This is a genomic window from Octadecabacter arcticus 238, assembly GCF_000155735.2.
In the GTDB taxonomy this organism is placed as follows: domain Bacteria; phylum Pseudomonadota; class Alphaproteobacteria; order Rhodobacterales; family Rhodobacteraceae; genus Octadecabacter; species Octadecabacter arcticus.
Window position 1 is genome coordinate 2,677,190 of sequence record NC_020908.1, and the last position, 20,082, is coordinate 2,697,271.

Sequence of the window (20,082 nt, forward strand, 5' to 3'; positions counted from 1 at the left end):
GTGGCGCAAAACCTGTCTTAAATCGCAAGACCCAGATCCATCTTTGATTTATCCGTGAACCGGGAAAACCGAAAGCGCGCCAAATCATAGCCCGTTGCGTTCCCCGTCACCATATCTGCCAGAATGCGTCCGATTGCGGGGCCGATGCCAAAGCCATGCCCGCTCATACCAGTGGCGACCGTCAGGCCGGGCACATCTTCAATGTGATCCACAACAGGCACCAAATCTGGCATCGTATCGATCATGCCCGCCCATGTGGCTTTTGCGCGCACCTGACCGAGGTCCGGGAAAAGGGTGGCAAATTCTTTTACCAGACCTGCGCAGTTGGCGGCGTTTGGTGTCGGGTTTAGAACGCGCAACTTCTCAAACGGGGTGATGTCGTCAAGCGCCCAACGCCGCGCCGTCCCCCAGCCATCAGGATAGCCGTTCGGAGCGCCGGGCAAAAATCGCGTGCCGAACGGGTCTGACTTTAGTTGAGTCCAGAATTTGCCAAAGGCCCTGAACGCGTCCGGCCCGATGAAAAATTCATGAAACGCGCCCATCGCAAGGGTGTAACCGCCATCAGTGCGGGTTCTGAACGCAATTGTGCGGTCTGCGCCGCCGCCCTTGTAGGTCATCGGCGGCGCGTCAACAGCAACCACACTTTCACGCACCGACAGCTGCGGGATCGACACGCCGGCGTTGCGCAAAAACAGCGACGACCACGCCCCACCCGCAACCACAACTTGCGGTGTTTTGATTGTTCCAGCTTCGGTCACAACGGCCACCACTCTCCCTGCGGCCTGTTCAATGCCCCGCGCCGCGCAGCCTTCGATGATTGTCACGCCTTCCTGCGCGGCCAATCGCGCGAATGTCGCAACTGCCACCAGTGGTTCGGCATGCATGTCGCTGGCCGTGTGAAGTCCGCCAACCCAGTCGCGCCGCGCTTCGGGCATCAAATCTGCCAATTCCGTCCGGCTGAGCAGACGACTGTCAACACCGTTTGCCTTTGCATGGGGCAGCCAATCGGCGAACTTTTCCTGCTTGGCCGCATCCTCTGCCATGTAGGTCAGACCGCCCTGAACCAGCCCGATTGTACCGCCGGTTTGCGTCGACAATTCACGCCACAACCGCGCGGCCTCAACCATTATCGGCAGCTCGTCGGGATCGCGCCCCTGTTGGCGGATCCAACCCCAGTTGCGACTGGATTGCTCGCCCGCGATCCGGCCCTTTTCAAGCAGCACAACCCGCTGGCCTGCCCGGTTCAAATACAAGGCTGCGCAAACGCCGATAACACCACCGCCAATGACAACCACATCCGTATCACTCGGAATCGTGTTGCCGTGTTCAGTCGGGACCGTTTCGGAAATTGGGAACTCAGGCAAGGGTGTCTAACAGGCGTTCCATGAACGCTTCGCCTGCTTTGAATTGCTCAAGTGTAATGTATTCGTTCGGCTGATGCGCTTGCGCGATATCACCGGGCCCGCAGATGACGGACGAAAACCCGCGTTCTTGAAATTGACCCGCTTCGGTGCCGTAGCTGACAACATTGACTGCGTTGTCCCCTGTCAATTGGCGCACCAGTTCTTCTGCCCCGCCGTCCTCTTCGGGCTTTAATCCTGGCACATCGAATTTACGCTGGTAATCAATGCCGGTGTCCGGGTGAATGGCCTGCATCTGCGCCGCAATCTCTGCAACTTTCGCCTCAAACTTGTCGACCCACATCTGCCCCGGTTCGCCCGGAACGGTCCGGAAGGTCAGCACGAAATTGCAGTCTTTGGCTGTGATATTGTGGGCGGTCCCGCCGGTGACCATTCCGACATGCAGGGTCGTATAGGGCGGCACAAATCCGCCGTCCATTTCAAGCGGCGCACGTGCCGCATTTTCGGCATTCATCTCATTGCACCAATCGATCAGCTTTGCCCCGAACATGATGGCGTTGACGCCGATGTGTAGCAGGGATGAGTGCACCTCAAAGCCGCGCATATGCACGTCAAACCCGATGCCACCTTTGTGGCCGGTGACGACTTTCATCATCGACGGTTCACCAATAATAGCGGCCGAGGCGCGCGGCATGGCGCTGGCGACCATCGCGTCAATCATTGGCGGTGCGCCTGTGCAGCCAACTTCTTCGTCATAGCTCAGCGCCAATTGCAACGGTCGGGTCACCCCGCGCTTTTTCGCCTCGACCAAGGCCCAAATCGACAGTGCGTCGAATCCCTTCATGTCGCAGGTGCCGCGTCCATAAAGCTTGTCGCCTTTTTCTACGGCTTCAAACGGATCGGTGTCCCATGCTTGGCCATCAACTGGCACAACGTCGGTGTGGCCTGACAAAACGACGCCCCCGTCAATTTGCGGTCCAACATGCGCATACAGGGCCGCTTTCTGGCCCGTTTCGTCGGGCACCCGCGTCGATTCAATGCCGTGCCCATTCAAATATTTTTCTACGAAATCAATGAGATCAAGGTTGCTGTCGCGGCTCACCGTGGGGAATGCTATCAAGCGTTCCATCAAGGTCCGTGCGTCGAGTGTGGTTGTCATACTGCCCCCTAATTAGCCATCGCGGCTGATTGATGGACGGTAAACGGGCAGACTGCACCGTCAAGGGCAACTGATGCTTTTTCGAGCAAACAGGGGGTTGCGGGACGGCTGATTGGTGCTAACGTGAGTGATCAAGCGGGGGTCGCACAGACGGTCCTGCAATAAAAACAATCACTAAGAACACTTTAACGGGGGGGTCGCCTATGCCTGATGGGGCGCTGCCAATTCTCGATGTTCGAGGATTAAAAACAGTATTCAAAATTCGCGGTGGGGAAGTCCACGCGGTTAATGACGTGAGCTTTGATCTCAAACCTGGTGAGCTTTTGGGCGTTGTCGGGGAGAGTGGTTCTGGCAAATCCGTCACCATGATGTCCCTGCTGGGCCTGTTGCCCACGCCGCCTGCCGATATTCGTGCTGGCACGGTGATGTTTGACGGGCAAGACCTGTTGCAGGTTGACGCCGAAACTTTGCGCGGGGTGCGTGGTGGCAAGATCGGGTTTGTGTTTCAGGACCCGATGACGTCGCTGAACCCCGTTTACAACGTCGGCATGCAAATCATGGAACCCCTGCGCAAGCACATGGGGATGTCCAAAAAACAGGCATCCGTACGTGCGCAAGAACTTCTCGAACTTGTCGGTATTCCGGACGCACCACAGCGTCTGAAAGATTACCCGCACCAGTTTTCCGGCGGCATGCGCCAACGCGTGATGATAGCGATTGCGCTGGCCTGTGATCCGCAGGTTTTGATCGCGGACGAACCGACAACGGCGCTGGACGTGACCATCCAAGCGCAAATTCTTGAGCTGATGAAAGAGCTTCAAGAGCGCCTTGGCATGGCCGTAATCTGGATCACTCACGATCTTGGTGTCGTGGCCGGCATCGCGGATCGTGTGGTTGTGATGTATGGTGGACAGATCGTTGAACATGCGCCGACGCGCGAGTTGTTTAAGAACCCGCAACACCCCTATACCCGTGCGTTGTTAAAGACAGTGCCACGTGTCTTTGGCCAACGTGAAGACAGGCTTGAGGTGATTGAAGGCCAGCCGCCAATCCTTGGCGAATCCCCCACCGCTTGCCCGTTCCTCGACCGCTGTGATGTGGCGTTTGATCGTTGCGCGCAGCAAAACCCGCAACGCTATGACGTCGGCAACGACCATGACGCCGCGTGTTTCTTTGACGCCCGAACCGGGGAGCCGCGCGATGTTTGATGCACCAAAGACCGACACCAAACTGGTGGAAGTCAACAACCTCAAAATGCATTTCCCGATCTATTCGGGGCTGTTCCGTCGCCACACGGGCAACGTGAAAGCCGTTGATGGGGTGTCGTTTGATATTTACGAAGGCGAGACATTGGGGCTGGTGGGGGAATCGGGTTGCGGCAAATCCACCTGCGGTCGGGCCATCTTGCGGCTCTATGATATCACTGGCGGTACGATCAGCATTGATGGCATGGAAATCGGCGACACGCCGCAAAAAGATTTGCGCACCAAGCGCCCGACGATGCAGATGGTATTCCAAGACCCGCAAGCATCGCTAAACCCGCGCATGACTGTGCAGGCGATCATTCAGGAACCGCTGGATGAACACACAACCCTGTCAAAGGATGAAAAGCGCGACAAAGTTCATGATCTGATGGATCAGGTTGGCCTTAACCGTAAATTCGCGGGTCGCTATCCGCATGCGTTTTCTGGTGGCCAGCGCCAGCGCATCGGCATCGCGCGCGCATTGGCTCTGAACCCGAAATTTATTGTTTGCGACGAACCAATTGCAGCGCTGGACGTCTCGATTCAAGCGCAGGTCGTGAACCTGCTGGAAGACCTGCAAAAAGAATATGGCCTGACATACCTGTTCATTTCCCACGATCTGTCCATGGTGCGCCACATCGCGACCCGGGTGGCGGTGATGTATCTGGGCAAGATCGTCGAGCTCTCCCCACGTGAGGCGCTTTATGCCGAACCGCTGCATCCCTACACCAAGGCGCTGCTGTCAGCCGTGCCCGAGCCAGACCCCGAAATGCATGACATGATGGATCGCACAATCCTAACCGGTGATGTGCCCTCCCCTGCCAATCCGCCCAAGGGCTGCAACTTTTGCACGCGCTGCCCTGCAGTCATGGACATCTGTCACCAAAACGAACCCGAATATCGTGAAGTTATGCCAGGCCGCTTTGTGGCCTGCCACCACTACAACGACGTTTCAACAAGCGCCGGTTCAACGGCAGCATCAGAGGCATCAGACCAGCAGAGCCTGAGCAATACCAACAACACCACCAACTAGGAGAGACAACATGAACTTAAAAACAACCCTATTGGGCGCCACCGCAGCAGTCGCTTTTGCGCCAATGGCAATCGCCGACGGCCATGAGGGCGAACGCGGTCGCGATGGCCAGCTTAACATTATCTATTGGCAGGCACCTTCGACGCTGAACCCCTATCTGTCGGGCGGCACAAAAGAAGTTGAATCCGCATCCCTCGTGCTGGAATCCCTTGGGCGCTTTAGCAACACAGGCGAATTGCTGCCATGGCTTGCTGCTGAAATCCCGACGGTCGAAAACGGCGGCATTGCCGAAGACCTGACATCCATTACATGGACGCTCCAAGACGGCGTTTTGTGGTCTGACGGCACGCCGCTCACGGCGAATGACGCTGTGTTCACTTGGCAGTATTGCACCGCAGAAGGCGGCGGTTGCGCACAGGCGTCCTATTTTGACGGTGTTGAATCCGTTGAAGCTGTGGACGATCTGACAATCAAAATCACGTTTGTTGCGCCAAAGCCGTTCCCATACACTGCACTGGTCGGGTCTGAATCCCCAATCATCCAGGCGGCTCAGTTTGCAGATTGCCTGGGCGCGGCTGCACCAACCTGTGTGGACGCAAACTTTGGTCCTATCGGTACTGGTCCGTTCGTTGTGGACGACTTCAAAGCCAATGACGTGATCCAGTTCTCTGCCAACGAAAACTTCCGTATTGAAGGCCAGCCTGCCTTCTCGAACGTTTTGTTCAAAGGGGGCGGCGACGCAGCCTCAGCTGCGCGTTCTGTTCTGGAAACCGGCGAATTTGACTACGCTTGGAACCTGCAAATTGATCCAACAGTTTTGTCTGACATGGAATCCGCAGGCCTTGGCACTGTTGTGACCGCGTTCGGTACATCCGTTGAGCGTTTGCACTTGAACCAGACGAACCCTTCCGCTGACTTGGGCGATCTTCGCGCAACAGCCGAGGGCGGTCCACACCCGTTCCTGACCAACCTTGTGATCGGCCAAGCCATGTCTATGGCTATCGATCGCGAACTGCTGGTTGAAATCGGCTACGGCGCTGGTGGCCAAGCCACTTGTAACGTGCTGCCTGCGCCTGCTATTTACGCGTCTACCGCAAACGACGGCTGCCTTGTGCAGGATGTCGCGGGCGCAAATGCGATGCTCGACGAAGCTGGTATTGTTGACACAGACGGTGACGGCATCCGCGAATCTGATGGCACTCCGCTGGTTGTTCTTTACCAGACGTCCACAAACGCGGTGCGTCAGGATAGCCAAGCATTGATCAAACAGTGGTGGTCTGAAATCGGGATCGACGCGCAACTGCGCAACATCGACGCGTCTGTGTTCTTTGGTGGCGATCCGGCTTCGCCCGATACGTTCCAGAAGTTCTTTGCCGACGTTGAAATGTACACCAACAACTTTGCAGGCGTCGACCCAGAAGCCTATATGGCTAACTGGACCTGTAAAGAGTGGCCATCGCCAGAAAGCCAGTGGCAGGGTTCCAACATGCAGCGTTTCTGTGATCCGGCTTACGACGCGCTCGCGCTTGAGCTTGCAGCCACTGCCGGCATTGACGCACGTGCAGAGATCGTCAAGCAGATGAACGACATGCTAATGGCTAGCTACTCGATCATCCCACTGATCCACCGTGGCGGCGTATCTGCACACGCCAATACAGTGGCTGGCGTGAAAATCACAGACTGGGATTCAGAGATGTGGAACATCGCTGAATGGTACCGCGTCGGTGAGTAATCACCCGCATTGATATTGGGGTGGGCAGCAATGCCCACCCTATTCCCTGCCATTTGACGTTCCCCAAACATCGGATTTGATTTTCATGCAGCCTTGCGTTTTTCCTTTGACCGCCCACCAGCCGCCGCATACCGCGACGACTTTGGGTCATTGGGGCTGCATCAGTATTGAATCTTGTAGCAAAATTGCCTGCGTCCCAGTGTCTGATCATTTGTCTGTGATTGCGCGGCTCTCGCTGCGCGATGATCGGCACGCAACATGATGCCCGCTTCTCTGGCCCAAAAGGCCCGCCCATGCTGACCTACACCATCCGGCGACTACTGACGGCGATCCCGACGCTGATCTTCATCTCCCTCATCATCTTTTTGCTGCTCGACATGGCACCCGGTGATCCCACGGCGCAGTTGCCGTTGACGATCCCGCCAGAGGTGCGCGAACAAATCCGCCAGTCTCTTGGCTTGGGCGAACCGGTTCACATACGCTACCTGCTTTGGCTGAAGCAGATGATCTGGTCGGAACCAATGTTCTACCTGTCGCAAAATTTCGACTGGATGTCCGTCCCCGATGAGGCGCGCCTGATTTCATGGCAGACCCGCGCACCAGTCATGGACACGATCATTGAACGCCTTCCACAAACAATGATGGTCGTTGGCCTCGCCTATATCGTCGGCGTGTTGATCGCGCTGCCCATCGGAATCATATCGGCCTACAAACAATACTCATTGTTCGATCAAGCTGGTACATTTGTGTCGATGATCGGCTTTTCGATCCCGCCATTCTTTTCGGGCGTGCTGATGATCATTCTATTCACCGTGATGATGCCCAATGACAGTTTTTGGTGGTTCCCGTCAATTTACGACACCACGCTGGTGATCGACAGTTGGGCGAATTTCGGCAAACAAGTGCGCCAGATGGTCCTGCCCGTTATGGTGCTGGCGCTGCAAACCACGGCGCAAATCAGCCGCTTTATGCGCGCCTCCATGCTCGACAACCTGAATCAGGATTACGTACGCACTGCCCGCGCGAAAGGCATGACCGAAAGCGTCGTAGTCCTGCGCCACGTGCTGCGCAATTCGATGATCCCGGTGGTGACTGTCATAGCCCTTGGTATCCCGGCGATATTTGGCGGCGCGATTATCACCGAACAAATCTTCAAGGTGAATGGCATCGGCCAACTGCTGATCGTGTCGATACAAGCCAGTGACGTGCCGATGGTGCAAACACTGACGTTCATTTTCGCCATCCTGATCGTGTTCTTTAACCTGATCGCCGATATTCTTTACGGAATTCTAGACCCGAGGATCCGCTATGACTGATGCCGCCCCTCAAACGCCCCATGAAACCCAACCGCTCGACACGCACGACGATGACGCCGCTCGCAACCAATGGTGGGATGTCTGGGACCAGTTCAAAACCCACAAGGGTGCGGTCATGGGGGCTACGTTCTTCATTTTCGTGATCCTCGCGGTCTACCTCGGCCCGTTTCTGTGGACGATTGATCCGACCTATATTGATGTGCGCGCGCGCAACGAAGGCCCGTCATGGCTTCATCCTTTTGGCACCGATCAGTTGGGCCGTGATATGATGGCGCGGATGATGGCGGGCGGGCAGACGTCGATCTCGGTCGGCCTCACGGCCATGGGGTTGGCGCTGTTCCTCGGCACACTGGTGGGGGTCTTGGCGGGCTATTTCAAACGCATCGACGGGTTGCTGATGCGCATTACCGACCTGTTCCTTGCCCTGCCCTTGCTGCCGTTGCTACTGGTCATGGTGATGCTGTTTCGCCAACCGCTTTCCAGCTCTTTTGGTCCTGAAACTGGTATTTTTATCCTTATCGTGACGGCCATCGGCATCACGTCATGGATGCCAACGGCCCGCATCGTGCGCGGTGATGTGCTGGCGCTGAAGGAACGCGAATTTGTCCTTGCTGCGCGTTCTATTGGGACCCGACCCGGTAAGATGATCCTGCGCCACATTCTGCCGAATGTGATGTCGCCAATCATGGTGTCTGCCACGCTGGGAATCGCCACTGCGATTATCACGGAAAGCGCGCTCAGCTTCCTTGGTCTCGGCTTTCCACCGGACTTCCCCACATGGGGTCGCCTGCTGTTTGACGCGACCGACTTTATGCAACAACACCCCGAACGGGTGATGTGGCCCGGCCTCGCGATCTCGCTGACAGTGTTGTCGGTAAATTACATGGGCGACGGCCTGCGCGACGCGCTCGATCCCCGTATCCGCGGGCTGTAACTAGATCAAAGAACACGAAAAGGCCACGCAGGGATTAACCCCTCGCCTGGCCTTTTCATATTCAGATCACCAAAACGTCCAGCGGCGGAAAGCCATTGAAACCAACAGAAGAATAGCTGCTGGTATAGGCGCCACAATTGCGGATCACGATCCGGTCACCGGACTTTAGTGTCATTGGCAATAAGACTGGCTGCTTTTCATACAGCACATCGGCGCTATCACATGACGGTCCCGCCAAAACACACGGACCCACTGGGTCATCGTCGCGCAGCGTTGTGATCTGATACCGGATCGCCTCACCTTCAGTTTCCGCCAAGCCGCTGAACCGACCAATCGACAGATAGACCCAACGGTGCAGATCGCGCGATGACTTACGCGACACCAACATGACTTCAGCAACAATCGCACCCGCTTCTGCCACGAGGCCCCGACCCGGTTCGGCCATCACCCGTGCAACCTCCCCGAACCGCGAGCGTACCTGATCCATGACCGAGGCCGCGTAGTCGGTCGGCGCTTCTATATCCTGGCCGTAAAAGGCAGGAAAGCCGCCACCGATATTAAGCAGTGAAAGCGCGTGACCCGCCTCTTTCGCCGCATCCCAAATCTTCACCATCTCGTCCAGCGTCGGCCCCCACATCGATGCCTTGCGTGTTTGCGAGCCGACGTGAAACGACAAACCGACCGGATCAAGACCAAGCGCGCGGGCGCGGTCCAGCAAGTCGATTGCCATGTCGCGATCACAGCCAAACTTACGCGAGAGCGGCCAATCGGCCTCGCTGCTTTCAACGATTAAGCGGATGTACACCTGCGCACCAGGTGCGTGCTGCGCAATCTTCTCGATCTCTTCGATTGCATCTGCGGAAAACAACGTAACACCCGCGGCGTGGGCATAGGCAATGTCGGACGCACGTTTGATCGTGTTGCCAAAGGACACATCGGATGGCGACGCACCTGCGCCTAACACCAATTCAATCTCGCCGCGCGACGCCGCATCAAAATGCGACCCCAGTTTTACGAGGCGCTCAATTATCTCGGGTGCGGGGTTTGCTTTGACCGCGTAATGGATGTCGGCGCCGCCAAGACCCGCCTTGAGCGCATAGTACTGCTGTTCAACCCTGTTCACATCCATGACCAATGTCGGGTGTTCAAATATCGCATTTTCAACCACATCGTCAAACGTCGACGTCAAATGCCCGGAGATATCAACCTGATCCGACACGGCATCTTCTGAAAAAACATCAAGGGGGGAAGACACTGCAGCGTCCACAAAAATCATCGTCATTACTCATCTCCAAACAGACCCGGCCATGATGGATCTTCCACCGTGGGCAAAATTGCATTTCACCCTGGCGAAACGACTTTTCACCTTAGACCGCTCACTTCCAAAAGGAAACGTTACCGTTGCACTATAACCTTTATTTCCAAGGGCCAGAGGTGCACACGTTGGCGTCTTATCACGCGCCATCGGCCCAAACCAAGATTCGCACAATAGGAAAAATGCGCACCCACAGATTTTTCTTGCTCAGGTTGTCTTTGTTTCAAAAATATCTCGGGGAGCCCGAAGGGCGGGGCAGCGCCCCCTCTTCCCTTTTTGAGAACTACCAACAGATTTTCGATGAAAATCTGCATCACGCCCGCAGCAAGCGCGGATCGCAAGATCCCTTCACACACAGCACCCGACACGCTACCTATCCCCATGACCACAATTCTGTTTAATAAACCGTTCGGTGTGCTGACACAGTTCACCGATGCCAAAAGCCCAACCGAACGCCCGACGCTATCGGGCTTCAATCTGCCCAAGGGAGTCTATGCGGCTGGACGACTGGATCGTGACAGCGAAGGCCTGCTGGTGCTCACAGATGACGGCAAACTTCAGGCGCAGCTTTCCAAACCGACATTCAAGACGCCAAAAACCTATCTGGTTCAGATTGAAGGCGATCCGACCGACGCCGACCTTGCGCCGCTGCGTACCAGAGTGACCTTAAAAGACGGCCCCACCTTGCCCGCGCAGGTGCGCCTGATCGACCCGCCTGATGTATGGCACCGCGACCCACCCGTGCGCGTGCGAAAATCGATCCCCGACGCTTGGATCGAAGTCACCATCACCGAAGGCCGCAACCGTCAGGTCAGACGCATGTGCGCACATATCGGCTTTCCTTGCTTGCGCCTTGTGCGTTGGTCCGTCGGCGCGTGGACCTTGGACGGGATCGATCAAGGTCAGTGGCGCACAATCTAAGCGATGCAGTCAACCAGTGGGACGCGGGCTATGCCCGTCTCATCGAACGTACCCTCGGCTTGGACCGAACGACCTGCGATCAGGATCATTGCGCCCACGGTTTCTGATCCGTTCACCGTAATCTCGCGACCGCCGCCTGTGTCATCCATATCAATGGTAAAGCGAACTTCGGCGTTGGGAGCCATGTCTGACAGCTCAAGCGTGAGGCTCTGATCACCGTCGCTCACTGGGCTGACACCGATGACAAATTCGGCCCCTGACGCAAGTTCAAACGGTTGAAATACGGCAACCCCCTCACCCTCGTTGGTGATGTCGAAAATCAGACCGGCAGGCGCTGTCGCCAGATCAATCGTCAACGTCATCGGACCAGTGGAACACGCACCCAGATTGGCAATGATGAAGATGTCTTTCGGTGCGCCATCGCGGAACGTGACATGCACATCTGCCAACGCCACAGTCGTCGCCGTCGTTGCAATCATTAATGCCGTCGTCAGTGTCAAAAGTCGCATGATCAGTTCCTTTTTGCTGCATGCCTTCAAAAGGGGCGACAGGCCTTAGTTGCCACAAAAAAGGCCGCGGTGTTGACGCGGCCTTTTCCCAAAATGTGATAAACCGATCTAGTTTAGCTAATCTTGGTCAACAATGCATCAAGCGATGCCTTTGCATCCCCGTAAAACATACGGGTGTTTTCCTTAAAGAACAGCGGGTTTTCGATGCCGGAATACCCCGTGCCTTGGCCACGCTTGGACACGAACACCTGCTTGGCCTTCCAACATTCCAGAACCGGCATCCCCGCGATGGGGGAGTTCGGATCGTCCTGTGCTGCAGGATTCACGATGTCATTGGAACCGATCACAATCGCCACGTCTGTCGTGGGGAAATCGTCGTTTACCTCGTCCATTTCCATGACGATATCATAGGGCACTTTGGCTTCGGCCAGAAGCACGTTCATATGACCCGGCAAACGCCCCGCGACGGGGTGAATGGCAAAGCGCACGGTCTTACCCTTGGCGCGCAGACGACGTGTCAGTTCTGCGACGTTCTGCTGCGCCTGTGCCACCGCCATGCCGTAACCTGGGATGATGATGACGCTGTCGGCTTCTTCCAGCGCGCTTGCCACACCGTCGGCTTCAATGGCGACCTGTTCGCCTTCCACCGCCATTTGTTCGCCCTGCGGACCGCCAAAGCCACCCAAGATCACGGACACAAAGCTGCGATTCATCGCCTTACACATGATGTAGGACAGGATCGCACCGCTTGATCCGACCAACGCGCCGACCACAATCAACAGATCATTACCAAGGCTGAAACCAATCGCAGCCGCCGCCCAACCGGAATAACTGTTCAGCATGGACACTACGACAGGCATGTCCGCGCCGCCGATGCCCATTATCAAATGATAGCCGATAAACAGCGCCACCAGCAGCATCAGGAACAGCGGGAAGAACCCACCCGTGTTGATATAGGTGATGAGCGTCACAACAGCGATGGCCGCAGCCGCGATGTTCAGAAGATGCCCGCCGGGCAGCTTTTGCGCCACACTGTCCACTTTGCCAGCCAATTTGCCATAGGCAACAACGGAGCCGGTGAAGGTGATCGCGCCGATGAAGACACCAAGGAACAATTCAACACGCAGAATGCTGATTTCAACGCCAGATTTATGCGCCAGCAATCCTGCAAATCCGCTCAATCCGTCGCGCGTTGGAGCGTCCATACCCATCACGCGCGTGAGTTCGATGTGCGCGATAAGTCCGACAAAGACCGCCGCAAGACCGACCAGCGAATGCATCGCGGCGACCAGTTCGGGCATCTGCGTCATCTGCACCTTGGTCGCCAATTGATAGCCAATCGCGCCGCCGCCGATAATCATCAGCACCGACAACAGCCAATAGCCTGCACCAGGCCCAACAAGTGTCGCAGCCACCGCCAGCGCCATGCCGACGATGCCATACCAGACCGCACGTTTGGCGCTCTCTTGCCCCGAAAGCCCGCCCAGTGACAGAATGAAAAGAACCGCTGAAACGACGTAAGCCGCTGTTGTAAAACCAAATTCCATTGTTATTTTCCCTTACGACTTCTGGAACATAGCGAGCATGCGCCGTGTCACGAGGAAACCCCCGAAGATATTAATACCTGTCATGAACACCGCAAGTGCGGCCAGCACTACGACGATGAACGACCCGGATCCAATCTGCATAAGTGCGCCCAGAATGATGATCGAGCTAATTGCATTGGTGACCGCCATAAGTGGCGTGTGCAGCGAATGTGCGACGCCCCAGATGACCTGAAAGCCAACGAAAACCGCCAATACAAACACGATGAAGTGCTGCATGAACGACGCCGGTGCCACAAGGCCGACCGCCAAAAGCAGGAGCGCCCCCACAGACAGCAGTATCACCTGGCTTTTGGTCTGCGCCTTAAACGCCGCAACTTCGTTTGCGCGCTTTTGCTCTGGTGTGAGTTCAACTACCGGCGCTTTCGGTTTGGCCGCAATCGCCTGAATTTTCGGTGGCGGCGGCGGGAACGTAACGGCTGATGCGTGGGCGATGGTCGCACCGCGGATCACGTCGTCTTCCATGTTGTGGTTAATCTTACCGTCTTTGTCCGGTGTCAGATCGGTCAACAAATGGCGGACGTTGGTGGCATAAAGCGTTGATGATTGCGCTGCCATGCGGGACGGGAAATCTGTATAGCCAATGATGGTGACGCCGTTTTCGGTGACGATCTTTTCATCCATCACGGTCAGCTTGCAGTTGCCGCCCTTTTCTGCCGCCAAATCTACGATCACCGATCCGGGCTTCATGGCTTTGACCATGTCTTCGGTCCAAAGCTCGGGTGCGGCGCGATTGGGGATCAGTGCTGTCGTAATGACAATGTCCATGTCCGGCGCAATTTCGCGGAATTTCGCCAATTGCGCGGCGGCAAATTCTGGGCTGGACACGGCAGCGTACCCGCCTGTTTCGGAACCGTCTTTTTGGTCTTCATCAAAGTCGAGGAACACAAACTGCGCGCCCATGCTTTCGACCTGTTCGGCCACTTCCGGGCGTACATCAAATGCGTAGGTAATCGCGCCAAGCGACGTCGCAGTACCAATCGCCGCAAGGCCCGCAACCCCAGCGCCCACCACCAGAACCTTAGCCGGCGGGACCTTACCCGCCGCTGTGATCTGCCCCGTAAAGAAGCGCGGGAAATGATTGCCTGCCTCAATGACCGCGCGGTAGCCCGCGATATTGGCCATGGAACTCAGCGCGTCCATCTTCTGTGCGCGCGAGATACGCGGGATCATTTCCATCGCCACAACGGTCGCGCCCTTTTTGGCGGCAGATTTCATCTTGTCGTCGTCAGCGACCGGACTGAAGAAAGAAATCAATGTCTGATCTGCGCGAAGGCGTTTCATTTCGCCCTCGTCTGGCACGCGCACTTTGGCGATGACATCGGCCGCTTTCCAAAGGGCGGCGGCGGTTTTCACAACCTCAACGCCGGCGTCCTTATAGGACTTGTCCGAGAAACCAGCAGCGTCGCCCGCCTTGGTCTCAATCACACAATCGTGGCCGAGTTTTTGCAGTTCAAGCGCGGAAGCTGGCGTCATCGCAACGCGACTTTCCCCGTCAAATAATTCCTTTGGCGTGCCAATTTTCATGCCGTCTTCCCCATGTTAACCGTCGGTATCGAACGAGTTACAGCCCGATAAGCCAATTCACAAGGAAAAGAGACGGTTAGATAGCGCGGCTTGCGCCAACGGACGTCGCAGGTGTTGCAATCGCGCATATCGAAATAAGCTGACAGCTATACTCCCGCGCCTGAATTGACCTGAGGTTTTCCCCTCAAATCACTTTGTATTCCTTGAGCGATATGACGCGGAAGTTGTCGGTGACGGTGTCGCGGAACTCTGGCCATTTTTCTGGCAGGGTCTTGCGGAAGAAGTCGAAAATGGCCTCTGTGAATTGGTTGAACGTTGCATAGTGCCGATTGTGGGTGACCCATTTGTGCATAACACCCCAAAGACGCTCGATCGGGTTGAGGTGCGGGGCATATGCTGGCAAGAAATGCAACTTCACCCGACGTTCTGGGCTGTCCAGCCATGGCTGTAGTATCTTGGCATGATGATAGCGGGCATTGTCGACAAAGACGTGGATGGCCGTCTTGGTTTGGTTGTTGCGTTCCAACTTTTCCAGCATCTGTCGGGTTGTCTGGGCATTGATCTTCTCGCCTTCCACAAAGGTGACCTGGAAAGTCTCAAGGTCAAGCGCGCCCTGAATGTTGAGCCGCTTGCGCCCTGATGTCGCCTTCAGGGCCGTCTTTTGTCCCTTGGGGAACCAACCATGGGCGGGGCGGCTCTGGTGTTCGGGGTGGACAGCGTCCGAAAAGACAACCATCTCATCTGCGGCCAACCCGTTCATCAGGGCCTCATATTTGGCAATAAACGCAGCCTGCTTGGCTTCATCGGCCTGTGCAGGCAGCAATTGTGGTTTCTTATACGCGAACCCCAGGCGGCGCATCAGCTTGGCGGCTCCCGACGTGCTGTAGTTTTGGTCGCACTCGGCTAGAACATAGGCACAGACCTCATCGGCATTGCGGGCAGGCTGCGCGGTGAAATGGGCTCTCACCACCTGCTCTTGCACGACGGACAAATGACCCTGACGCTGGCTGTAGTCCTTCAGACCGAAAAACGATAGTCCCGCACCGGCAAAGGCAAATCGCCACTCCGTCAAAACTGTCGGGCCAATATCCAAAATCCGGCAAACCGTTCCGGCGTCTTCTCCTGCGTCCAAAAGAAGAAACGCGCGCGCCCGTTTCCAAACAAGGGCGTCAACTTTGCGGCGGCGGCAAAGCGCTTCAAGTGCTATGCGCTGCTCGTCGGATAAGGAGACTGTTTTGTATTGCTTGCTCATAAACTCAAAATACAGACTGAACCGCCTTTGGCCATGCGACGAAGTGAATCGCAGGCCCAAAATCGTCAGGTCAATTCAGGCGCAGGAGTATATATATTAATATGAGGCCTCTGCATAAGTCTGGGATTCCCCTGAAGGTTTAATTTTGCTATTTTAAAGCCATGCAGAAGCCATTTTCCACCCAACCCGAACTCTTCATTACCAGCGCTGATCTTGAGCATGCGAGCCTGCAAGGGTTGGACGGTGCCGAGGCGATTTTGGACTGGGTAAAGCTCGAACAAATCATGGCCGAAATCTATGCCAGCAAGACTGGCCGCCCGAGCTATCCATTGCTGACTTTACTCCGCGCGTCATTGCTGGGCATCTGATATCGCTTGAGTGATGCTGAGCTGGCTCTGTCCCTGTTTCGCGATCTGTTGTTCAGGAAATTCTGTCACCTCGAATTGGGTGGGGATGTCCCTGACGCCACTACCATTGGGCGCTTTCGGGCGAGGTTGATGGAACTGGGCCTGTGGGAGGTTTTACTGGGCGAAGTGAACCGCCAACTTGAAGCAAAACATATCATCATGACTGAAGGTCGCATCAATATCATCGATGCCACTCCGGTTGAAGCGGCGCAGTCGGGGTACGGCAAAGACGCCAATGATGAACCCACGCGCGACAAGGATGCGGGCTGGCACGTAAAGGCCGACAGTCGCGGTAATATAAAGTCCACCTACGGCTACTCGGTCCACACTGGCGTCGACGAAGATGGCTTCATCCACCGCCAAACGGTCACACCAGGCAATGCCCATGACAGTACCGAACGGGACACGCTATTGCTGGGCGACGAGGCAGCGCTTTACGCGGATGCCGCCTATTCTTCGCAAGCCACACGCGAAAAATTGGCGCAGTTTGGTATTGATGATCAAGTGCAGCGCAAGGGCTATCGGGGCCACCCTTTGTCCAAAGCGGATTTGGTCCGCAACAAAGAGATTGCCGTGATCCGCTCCGGCGGCGAGCGCCCCTTTGCCACCTATAAATCCCGCTATGGATTGGCTCGAACGCGGCTGAGGGGGCTGGCTAAAAACCTGACCCTGTTCGGCCTGGCAGCCATCGCCCATAATATCGCGAAGGGGGCAAAGTTCTTGGCGCTCTACGGCCTGCCAGACCCGGAACCCACTGGATAAGTGGGACCAAAATCAAAAAATAACGCCTGAAACCCAACGCTACAGTCGCCTAAGAGCGTAAACACAGGCAGCTTTTGGAAACACATGACCAACGGGAACCCAAACAACAGGTTATGCTGAGGTCTCTAATATAGCTATAGCTAAACCTGCCACCGAAGACATCGACCGTATTTTTACTGCCCTCGCTGATCAAACGCGGCCCGCGATTTTGGCGCGCCTCACGGGTGGTGATGTCGGGGTTATGGACATCTGCGAACCGTTTGAGATGAGCCAGCCCAGCAATTTCGCGCCATATCAAGGTGCTGGAAACCGCCGGCCTCATCACTCGCCACCGCCAAGGCACGCACCGGATGTGCCGCCTGTCGCCCGACGGTCTTGGCGCGATTGAACCGTGGTTGAGCATGATCGCGAACAGTCATGCCAGCAGATACAACCGCCTCGATACGGTGCTTAAAACCCTGCAAAAAAAAGAGACATCTGATGCCCCTTCTTAAACTTGCCGTTGAAGGCGAAACCCACGTCATTGTGACCCGCACCTTCAAAGCCCCGCCGTCCCACGTCTACCGCGCCCATCAGGAACCAGATTTGATCCGCCAATGAATGCTTGGAATGCCCTGCAGGACAATGCGCGTCTGTGAAACGCACTCGCGCGAGGGCGGAACATTCAACTTTAAATGGGACGACAGTGAGGGTGGCGACTTTGCGATCAGCGGGCAGTATATCAAGCAGACACCAGACCAATTGATTGAACATATCGAGCAGATGCACATCCCGGACCCGACGCACGACAATCACATTGTCACCACGTTCGCATCATCTGGTGTGGGTACGTTGTTGACGCTGCGCATGACGTTGCCCGATGCGGGATCACGATAGCAAATGTTAGACATGGGGGGCGCCGACGGGATGGAGGAGTCCTACGCGAAACTGGATGAGAACAATTTCTAGATCTGACGCGCAGCCGATCTAAACCCAGCGGAGCGTCTTTTCCGCGTAGCGGTGAAAATCCTGCCGGAACTTGCGACGCAGGCGGTCTTCTTCGGGCACAATAAACCGAGTTTCAAGGATCCAGAACAAAGCTGGGATCAGTGGCAGCGCCAGCGGCGCGTCCCACCGCAATATGAACCCCGCAAGGATCAGCACATCGCCCAAATAGATCGGGTTGCACGTCCGCTTGAAGATGCCTGATTGCACAAGGTAGTCCGCCTCAAGATGGGGAATGACCGTCGTTTTCTTGCGGCGCATTTCGGCAATGGCCAGCAGCATCAAGATCAGCCCGCCCCCGATCAGGACCGCCGCCAGAAACTGCGTGATTGCATGATCCAGACTCAGCCCAAAGGGCTGCGCCTGACTCAGCCAGTAGGTCGCAATCAGGGCCCCAACGAGCCAGACTGGTGGAATATCAAACCATTTCATCCACGACATCTGACACGATAGGCCCCGTGTGGCCAGCCCAAGCGCGCCAAAGGCAGGTCGGTGCATCGTCTGCTAATACCTCACGCCGCAAAGCCCATCATACCAATGGCCGAATTAAGTGACCCTTGCCCATTCTCGATCTGTGATTGAACTTATTCGCTCTGGGTCGTTCGCAAAGAAGTTCCAAGCTTGTGCACATTTGTCGAGTATTTCGTCATAGGTGTCGAAAACTGTGATTGCGAGTTTATTAGCTCGCAGATAAGCCCAGACGTTTTCCATGGGGTTCAGTTCGGGTGAATACGGTGGCAGCTTAACGAACGTAATTTTATCTGGCACCTGTAAACATTTTGCGCCATGCCAACCCGCCCCATCAACAATCAGCAAGGCATGTGAGCCGGGTGCGACAGCTTTTGCGATCTCATCAAGATGCAGCCCCATAGCCTCGGCGTTGACGTAGGGCAGAACGAGACCTGCGGCGGTACCACGTGCGGGACAAGCGGCACCAAAGATATAACTCCATTTGAAGCGTATATCACGGGGTGCGCGCGGGCGAGTTCCACGCTTGGCCCATTTACGGGTGAGTGTCCCCTGTTGTCCAACGCGGGCTTCATCTTGGAACCATACTTCAAGAGGCTTCCCCTTTGCATGTTCTGGCAGAGTATCGTTTACGAGGCTCGCAAAGTTTTTTTAAAAGTCTGCTGCGCTTCGCGATCAGTTTTCGGATGCTCTGGACGCACAGACAGGCGGCGAAAGCCATGCTTGGTTAGATATTTTCCAATCGTACGCACATGCAGTTTCACGTCGAACTCCTCTTCAACACGAGCCTGCAAGTCGACACAACGCCATCGTACTACGCCATCTTTTACTGGGTCGGGCCCGGCCTCCACCCACGCCACAAATTGCGCCTGTTGCTTGGGCGACAACCGTGGTTTTGCCCCCTTGCCATTCCGATCCGATAACCCCTCAATGCCTTCTGCGTTAAAGCGATGCGCCCAATCCCGAAGTGTTTGTCGATCCATACCACTGCTGCGGGCAGCCGTTTCACGATCCACCCCATCAAGCACCAGCGCTATGGCCAGTAGTCGCCGTACAACCCGCCCATCCTTGGTTCGCTTTGCCGCACGGCGCAAATCTTTCGCAGACATATCCGTGCGCGTAATTTTTATGGCTCCACCCATGAGCACCTCCCAATCTGTGGAGGTCATTGATTCAGAGTTTACCAAAAATTAAGTAACTCCCAAGCACCCCAGCCGATAACGGGTTTTTGTCAGTTTTGATGTGAGTCTCCTTGGCCATTAGGCGCATGAATTTTCTGTTGTGGTCTGAATTTCGTGGCGCTGTGACGATTTCTCTGAATCATTGGTGGAATGGACCAAGTTACTGCTCTTGAACAACTCCTTGCCACGGCTCTGCGCAGGATCGCCGAGTTGGAAGCCGCGTTGGCGAGCATGGCGCAAGAGAATGCGGATCTGCGGCGTCAGTTGGCTAAGAACAGCAGTAATAGCAGCAAGCCGCCTTCGAGTGATGGGTTGAAGAAGCCGGTACCGCGTAGCCTGCGTGGTAAGTCCGGTAAGAAAAGTGGTGGTTAAG

Annotated in this window: 17 protein-coding genes and 1 pseudogene; 9 read left to right on the top strand and 9 right to left on the bottom strand. The window is 55.9% G+C overall.

Going from position 1 to position 20,082, the window contains the following annotated elements:
• Positions 1-17: 17 nt before the first annotated feature.
• Together OA238_RS13930 and argE are read right to left on the bottom strand one after the other, a co-directional pair.
• A complete protein-coding gene (locus tag OA238_RS13930) occupies positions 18-1,364 on the bottom strand; it encodes an NAD(P)/FAD-dependent oxidoreductase (protein WP_015495651.1) in 1,347 nt (448 codons plus the stop codon).
• On the bottom strand, positions 1,357-2,520 hold the full coding sequence (argE, locus tag OA238_RS13935; RefSeq protein WP_015495652.1) for an acetylornithine deacetylase: 1,164 nt from the start codon (positions 2,518-2,520) through the stop codon (positions 1,357-1,359). Before argE ends, OA238_RS13930 begins: the two co-directional genes overlap by 8 nt.
• Positions 2,521-2,723: 203 nt before the next feature.
• Here argE and OA238_RS13940 point away from each other — a divergent pair, with 203 nt between their 5' ends.
• From OA238_RS13940 to OA238_RS13960, 5 genes are all read left to right on the top strand, one after another.
• A complete protein-coding gene (locus OA238_RS13940; protein ID WP_015495653.1) occupies positions 2,724-3,728 on the top strand; it encodes an ABC transporter ATP-binding protein in 1,005 nt (334 codons plus the stop codon).
• The gene (locus OA238_RS13945) at positions 3,721-4,797 is read left to right on the top strand and encodes an ABC transporter ATP-binding protein (protein ID WP_015495654.1); all 1,077 of its coding nucleotides are present in this window, start codon (positions 3,721-3,723) and stop codon (positions 4,795-4,797) included. Before OA238_RS13940 ends, OA238_RS13945 begins: the two co-directional genes overlap by 8 nt.
• A 10-nt stretch (positions 4,798-4,807) precedes the next feature.
• Complete coding sequence (locus OA238_RS13950; protein ID WP_015495655.1) at positions 4,808-6,529, top strand: peptide ABC transporter substrate-binding protein; 1,722 nt, start codon at positions 4,808-4,810, stop codon at positions 6,527-6,529.
• A 293-nt stretch (positions 6,530-6,822) separates the two neighbouring features.
• The gene (locus OA238_RS13955) at positions 6,823-7,845 is read left to right on the top strand and encodes an ABC transporter permease (RefSeq protein WP_044036864.1); all 1,023 of its coding nucleotides are present in this window, start codon (positions 6,823-6,825) and stop codon (positions 7,843-7,845) included.
• Positions 7,838-8,779: an ABC transporter permease gene (locus OA238_RS13960; protein ID WP_015495657.1), complete on the top strand. Its 942-nt coding sequence runs from the start codon at positions 7,838-7,840 to the stop codon at positions 8,777-8,779. Before OA238_RS13955 ends, OA238_RS13960 begins: the two co-directional genes overlap by 8 nt.
• Positions 8,780-8,840: 61 nt before the next feature.
• Here OA238_RS13960 and OA238_RS13965 read toward each other — a convergent pair whose 3' ends face one another.
• On the bottom strand, positions 8,841-10,061 hold the full coding sequence (locus OA238_RS13965; RefSeq protein ID WP_015495658.1) for a type III PLP-dependent enzyme: 1,221 nt from the start codon (positions 10,059-10,061) through the stop codon (positions 8,841-8,843).
• 414 nt (positions 10,062-10,475) lie between these two features.
• On the opposite strand from OA238_RS13965, the gene OA238_RS13970 reads away from it, so the two are divergent.
• Positions 10,476-11,015: a pseudouridine synthase gene (locus OA238_RS13970; protein WP_044038327.1), complete on the top strand. Its 540-nt coding sequence runs from the start codon at positions 10,476-10,478 to the stop codon at positions 11,013-11,015.
• Here the strand turns inward: OA238_RS13970 and OA238_RS13975 are convergent.
• The 4 genes from OA238_RS13975 to OA238_RS13990 all read right to left on the bottom strand — a co-directional run bounded on the left by OA238_RS13975 (position 11,012) and on the right by OA238_RS13990 (position 15,907).
• Positions 11,012-11,524 carry a hypothetical protein gene (locus OA238_RS13975; protein ID WP_015495660.1) on the bottom strand — a complete coding sequence of 171 codons (513 nt, stop codon included), beginning with the start codon at positions 11,522-11,524 and terminating at the stop codon, positions 11,012-11,014. The genes OA238_RS13970 and OA238_RS13975 overlap by 4 nt on opposite strands.
• Before the next feature lie 113 nt (positions 11,525-11,637).
• Positions 11,638-13,071: an NAD(P)(+) transhydrogenase (Re/Si-specific) subunit beta gene (locus OA238_RS13980; protein WP_015495661.1), complete on the bottom strand. Its 1,434-nt coding sequence runs from the start codon at positions 13,069-13,071 to the stop codon at positions 11,638-11,640.
• Between the two features lie 12 nt (positions 13,072-13,083).
• Positions 13,084-14,655, bottom strand: a complete 1,572-nt coding sequence (locus OA238_RS13985) for a Re/Si-specific NAD(P)(+) transhydrogenase subunit alpha (RefSeq protein WP_015495662.1) — start codon at positions 14,653-14,655, stop codon at positions 13,084-13,086.
• Positions 14,656-14,839: 184 nt separating this feature from the next.
• Positions 14,840-15,907 carry an IS630 family transposase gene (locus tag OA238_RS13990; RefSeq protein ID WP_015495663.1) on the bottom strand — a complete coding sequence of 356 codons (1,068 nt, stop codon included), beginning with the start codon at positions 15,905-15,907 and terminating at the stop codon, positions 14,840-14,842.
• A 161-nt stretch (positions 15,908-16,068) separates the two neighbouring features.
• On the opposite strand from OA238_RS13990, the pseudogene OA238_RS14000 reads away from it, so the two are divergent.
• Both OA238_RS14000 and OA238_RS14005 read left to right on the top strand, forming a co-directional pair.
• Positions 16,069-17,076: pseudogene (locus tag OA238_RS14000) on the top strand (IS5 family transposase).
• A 609-nt stretch (positions 17,077-17,685) separates the two neighbouring features.
• On the top strand, positions 17,686-17,952 hold the full coding sequence (locus tag OA238_RS14005; RefSeq protein WP_187293050.1) for an SRPBCC domain-containing protein: 267 nt from the start codon (positions 17,686-17,688) through the stop codon (positions 17,950-17,952).
• A 90-nt stretch (positions 17,953-18,042) separates the two neighbouring features.
• On the opposite strand, the gene OA238_RS14010 is transcribed toward OA238_RS14005, so the two are convergent.
• Together OA238_RS14010 and OA238_RS30290 are read right to left on the bottom strand one after the other, a co-directional pair.
• Positions 18,043-18,492 (bottom strand): methyltransferase family protein, encoded by a 450-nt coding sequence (locus OA238_RS14010; protein WP_044038331.1) that lies wholly within the window; start codon positions 18,490-18,492, stop codon positions 18,043-18,045.
• A 114-nt stretch (positions 18,493-18,606) separates the two neighbouring features.
• Positions 18,607-19,670 (bottom strand): IS630 family transposase gene (locus OA238_RS30290; RefSeq protein WP_085982764.1). Its coding sequence is split into 2 segments (ribosomal slippage): positions 18,607-19,181 and positions 19,181-19,670, totalling 1,065 coding nucleotides; the frame shifts between segments, so codons are not numbered across the junction.
• Positions 19,671-19,859: 189 nt separating this feature from the next.
• On the opposite strand from OA238_RS30290, the gene OA238_RS33865 reads away from it, so the two are divergent.
• A complete protein-coding gene (locus tag OA238_RS33865) occupies positions 19,860-20,081 on the top strand; it encodes a DUF6444 domain-containing protein (protein ID WP_015495645.1) in 222 nt (73 codons plus the stop codon).
• Position 20,082: the final 1 nt, after the last annotated feature.

Coding starts and splice junctions, on each gene's coding strand:
- OA238_RS13945 (WP_015495654.1), top strand. CDS start 3,721: ATGTTTGATGCACCAAAGACCGACACCAAACTGGTGGAAGTCAACAAC.
- argE (WP_015495652.1), bottom strand. CDS start 2,520: ATGACAACCACACTCGACGCACGGACCTTGATGGAACGCTTGATAGCA.
- OA238_RS13940 (WP_015495653.1), top strand. CDS start 2,724: ATGCCTGATGGGGCGCTGCCAATTCTCGATGTTCGAGGATTAAAAACA.
- OA238_RS13960 (WP_015495657.1), top strand. CDS start 7,838: ATGACTGATGCCGCCCCTCAAACGCCCCATGAAACCCAACCGCTCGAC.
- OA238_RS13965 (WP_015495658.1), bottom strand. CDS start 10,061: ATGACGATGATTTTTGTGGACGCTGCAGTGTCTTCCCCCCTTGATGTT.
- OA238_RS13985 (WP_015495662.1), bottom strand. CDS start 14,655: ATGAAAATTGGCACGCCAAAGGAATTATTTGACGGGGAAAGTCGCGTT.
- OA238_RS33865 (WP_015495645.1), top strand. CDS start 19,860: ATGGACCAAGTTACTGCTCTTGAACAACTCCTTGCCACGGCTCTGCGC.
- OA238_RS13955 (WP_044036864.1), top strand. CDS start 6,823: ATGCTGACCTACACCATCCGGCGACTACTGACGGCGATCCCGACGCTG.
- OA238_RS13950 (WP_015495655.1), top strand. CDS start 4,808: ATGAACTTAAAAACAACCCTATTGGGCGCCACCGCAGCAGTCGCTTTT.
- OA238_RS13990 (WP_015495663.1), bottom strand. CDS start 15,907: ATGAGCAAGCAATACAAAACAGTCTCCTTATCCGACGAGCAGCGCATA.
- OA238_RS13970 (WP_044038327.1), top strand. CDS start 10,476: ATGACCACAATTCTGTTTAATAAACCGTTCGGTGTGCTGACACAGTTC.
- OA238_RS14010 (WP_044038331.1), bottom strand. CDS start 18,492: ATGAAATGGTTTGATATTCCACCAGTCTGGCTCGTTGGGGCCCTGATT.
- OA238_RS13980 (WP_015495661.1), bottom strand. CDS start 13,071: ATGGAATTTGGTTTTACAACAGCGGCTTACGTCGTTTCAGCGGTTCTT.
- OA238_RS14005 (WP_187293050.1), top strand. CDS start 17,686: ATGCCCTGCAGGACAATGCGCGTCTGTGAAACGCACTCGCGCGAGGGC.
- OA238_RS13975 (WP_015495660.1), bottom strand. CDS start 11,524: ATGCGACTTTTGACACTGACGACGGCATTAATGATTGCAACGACGGCG.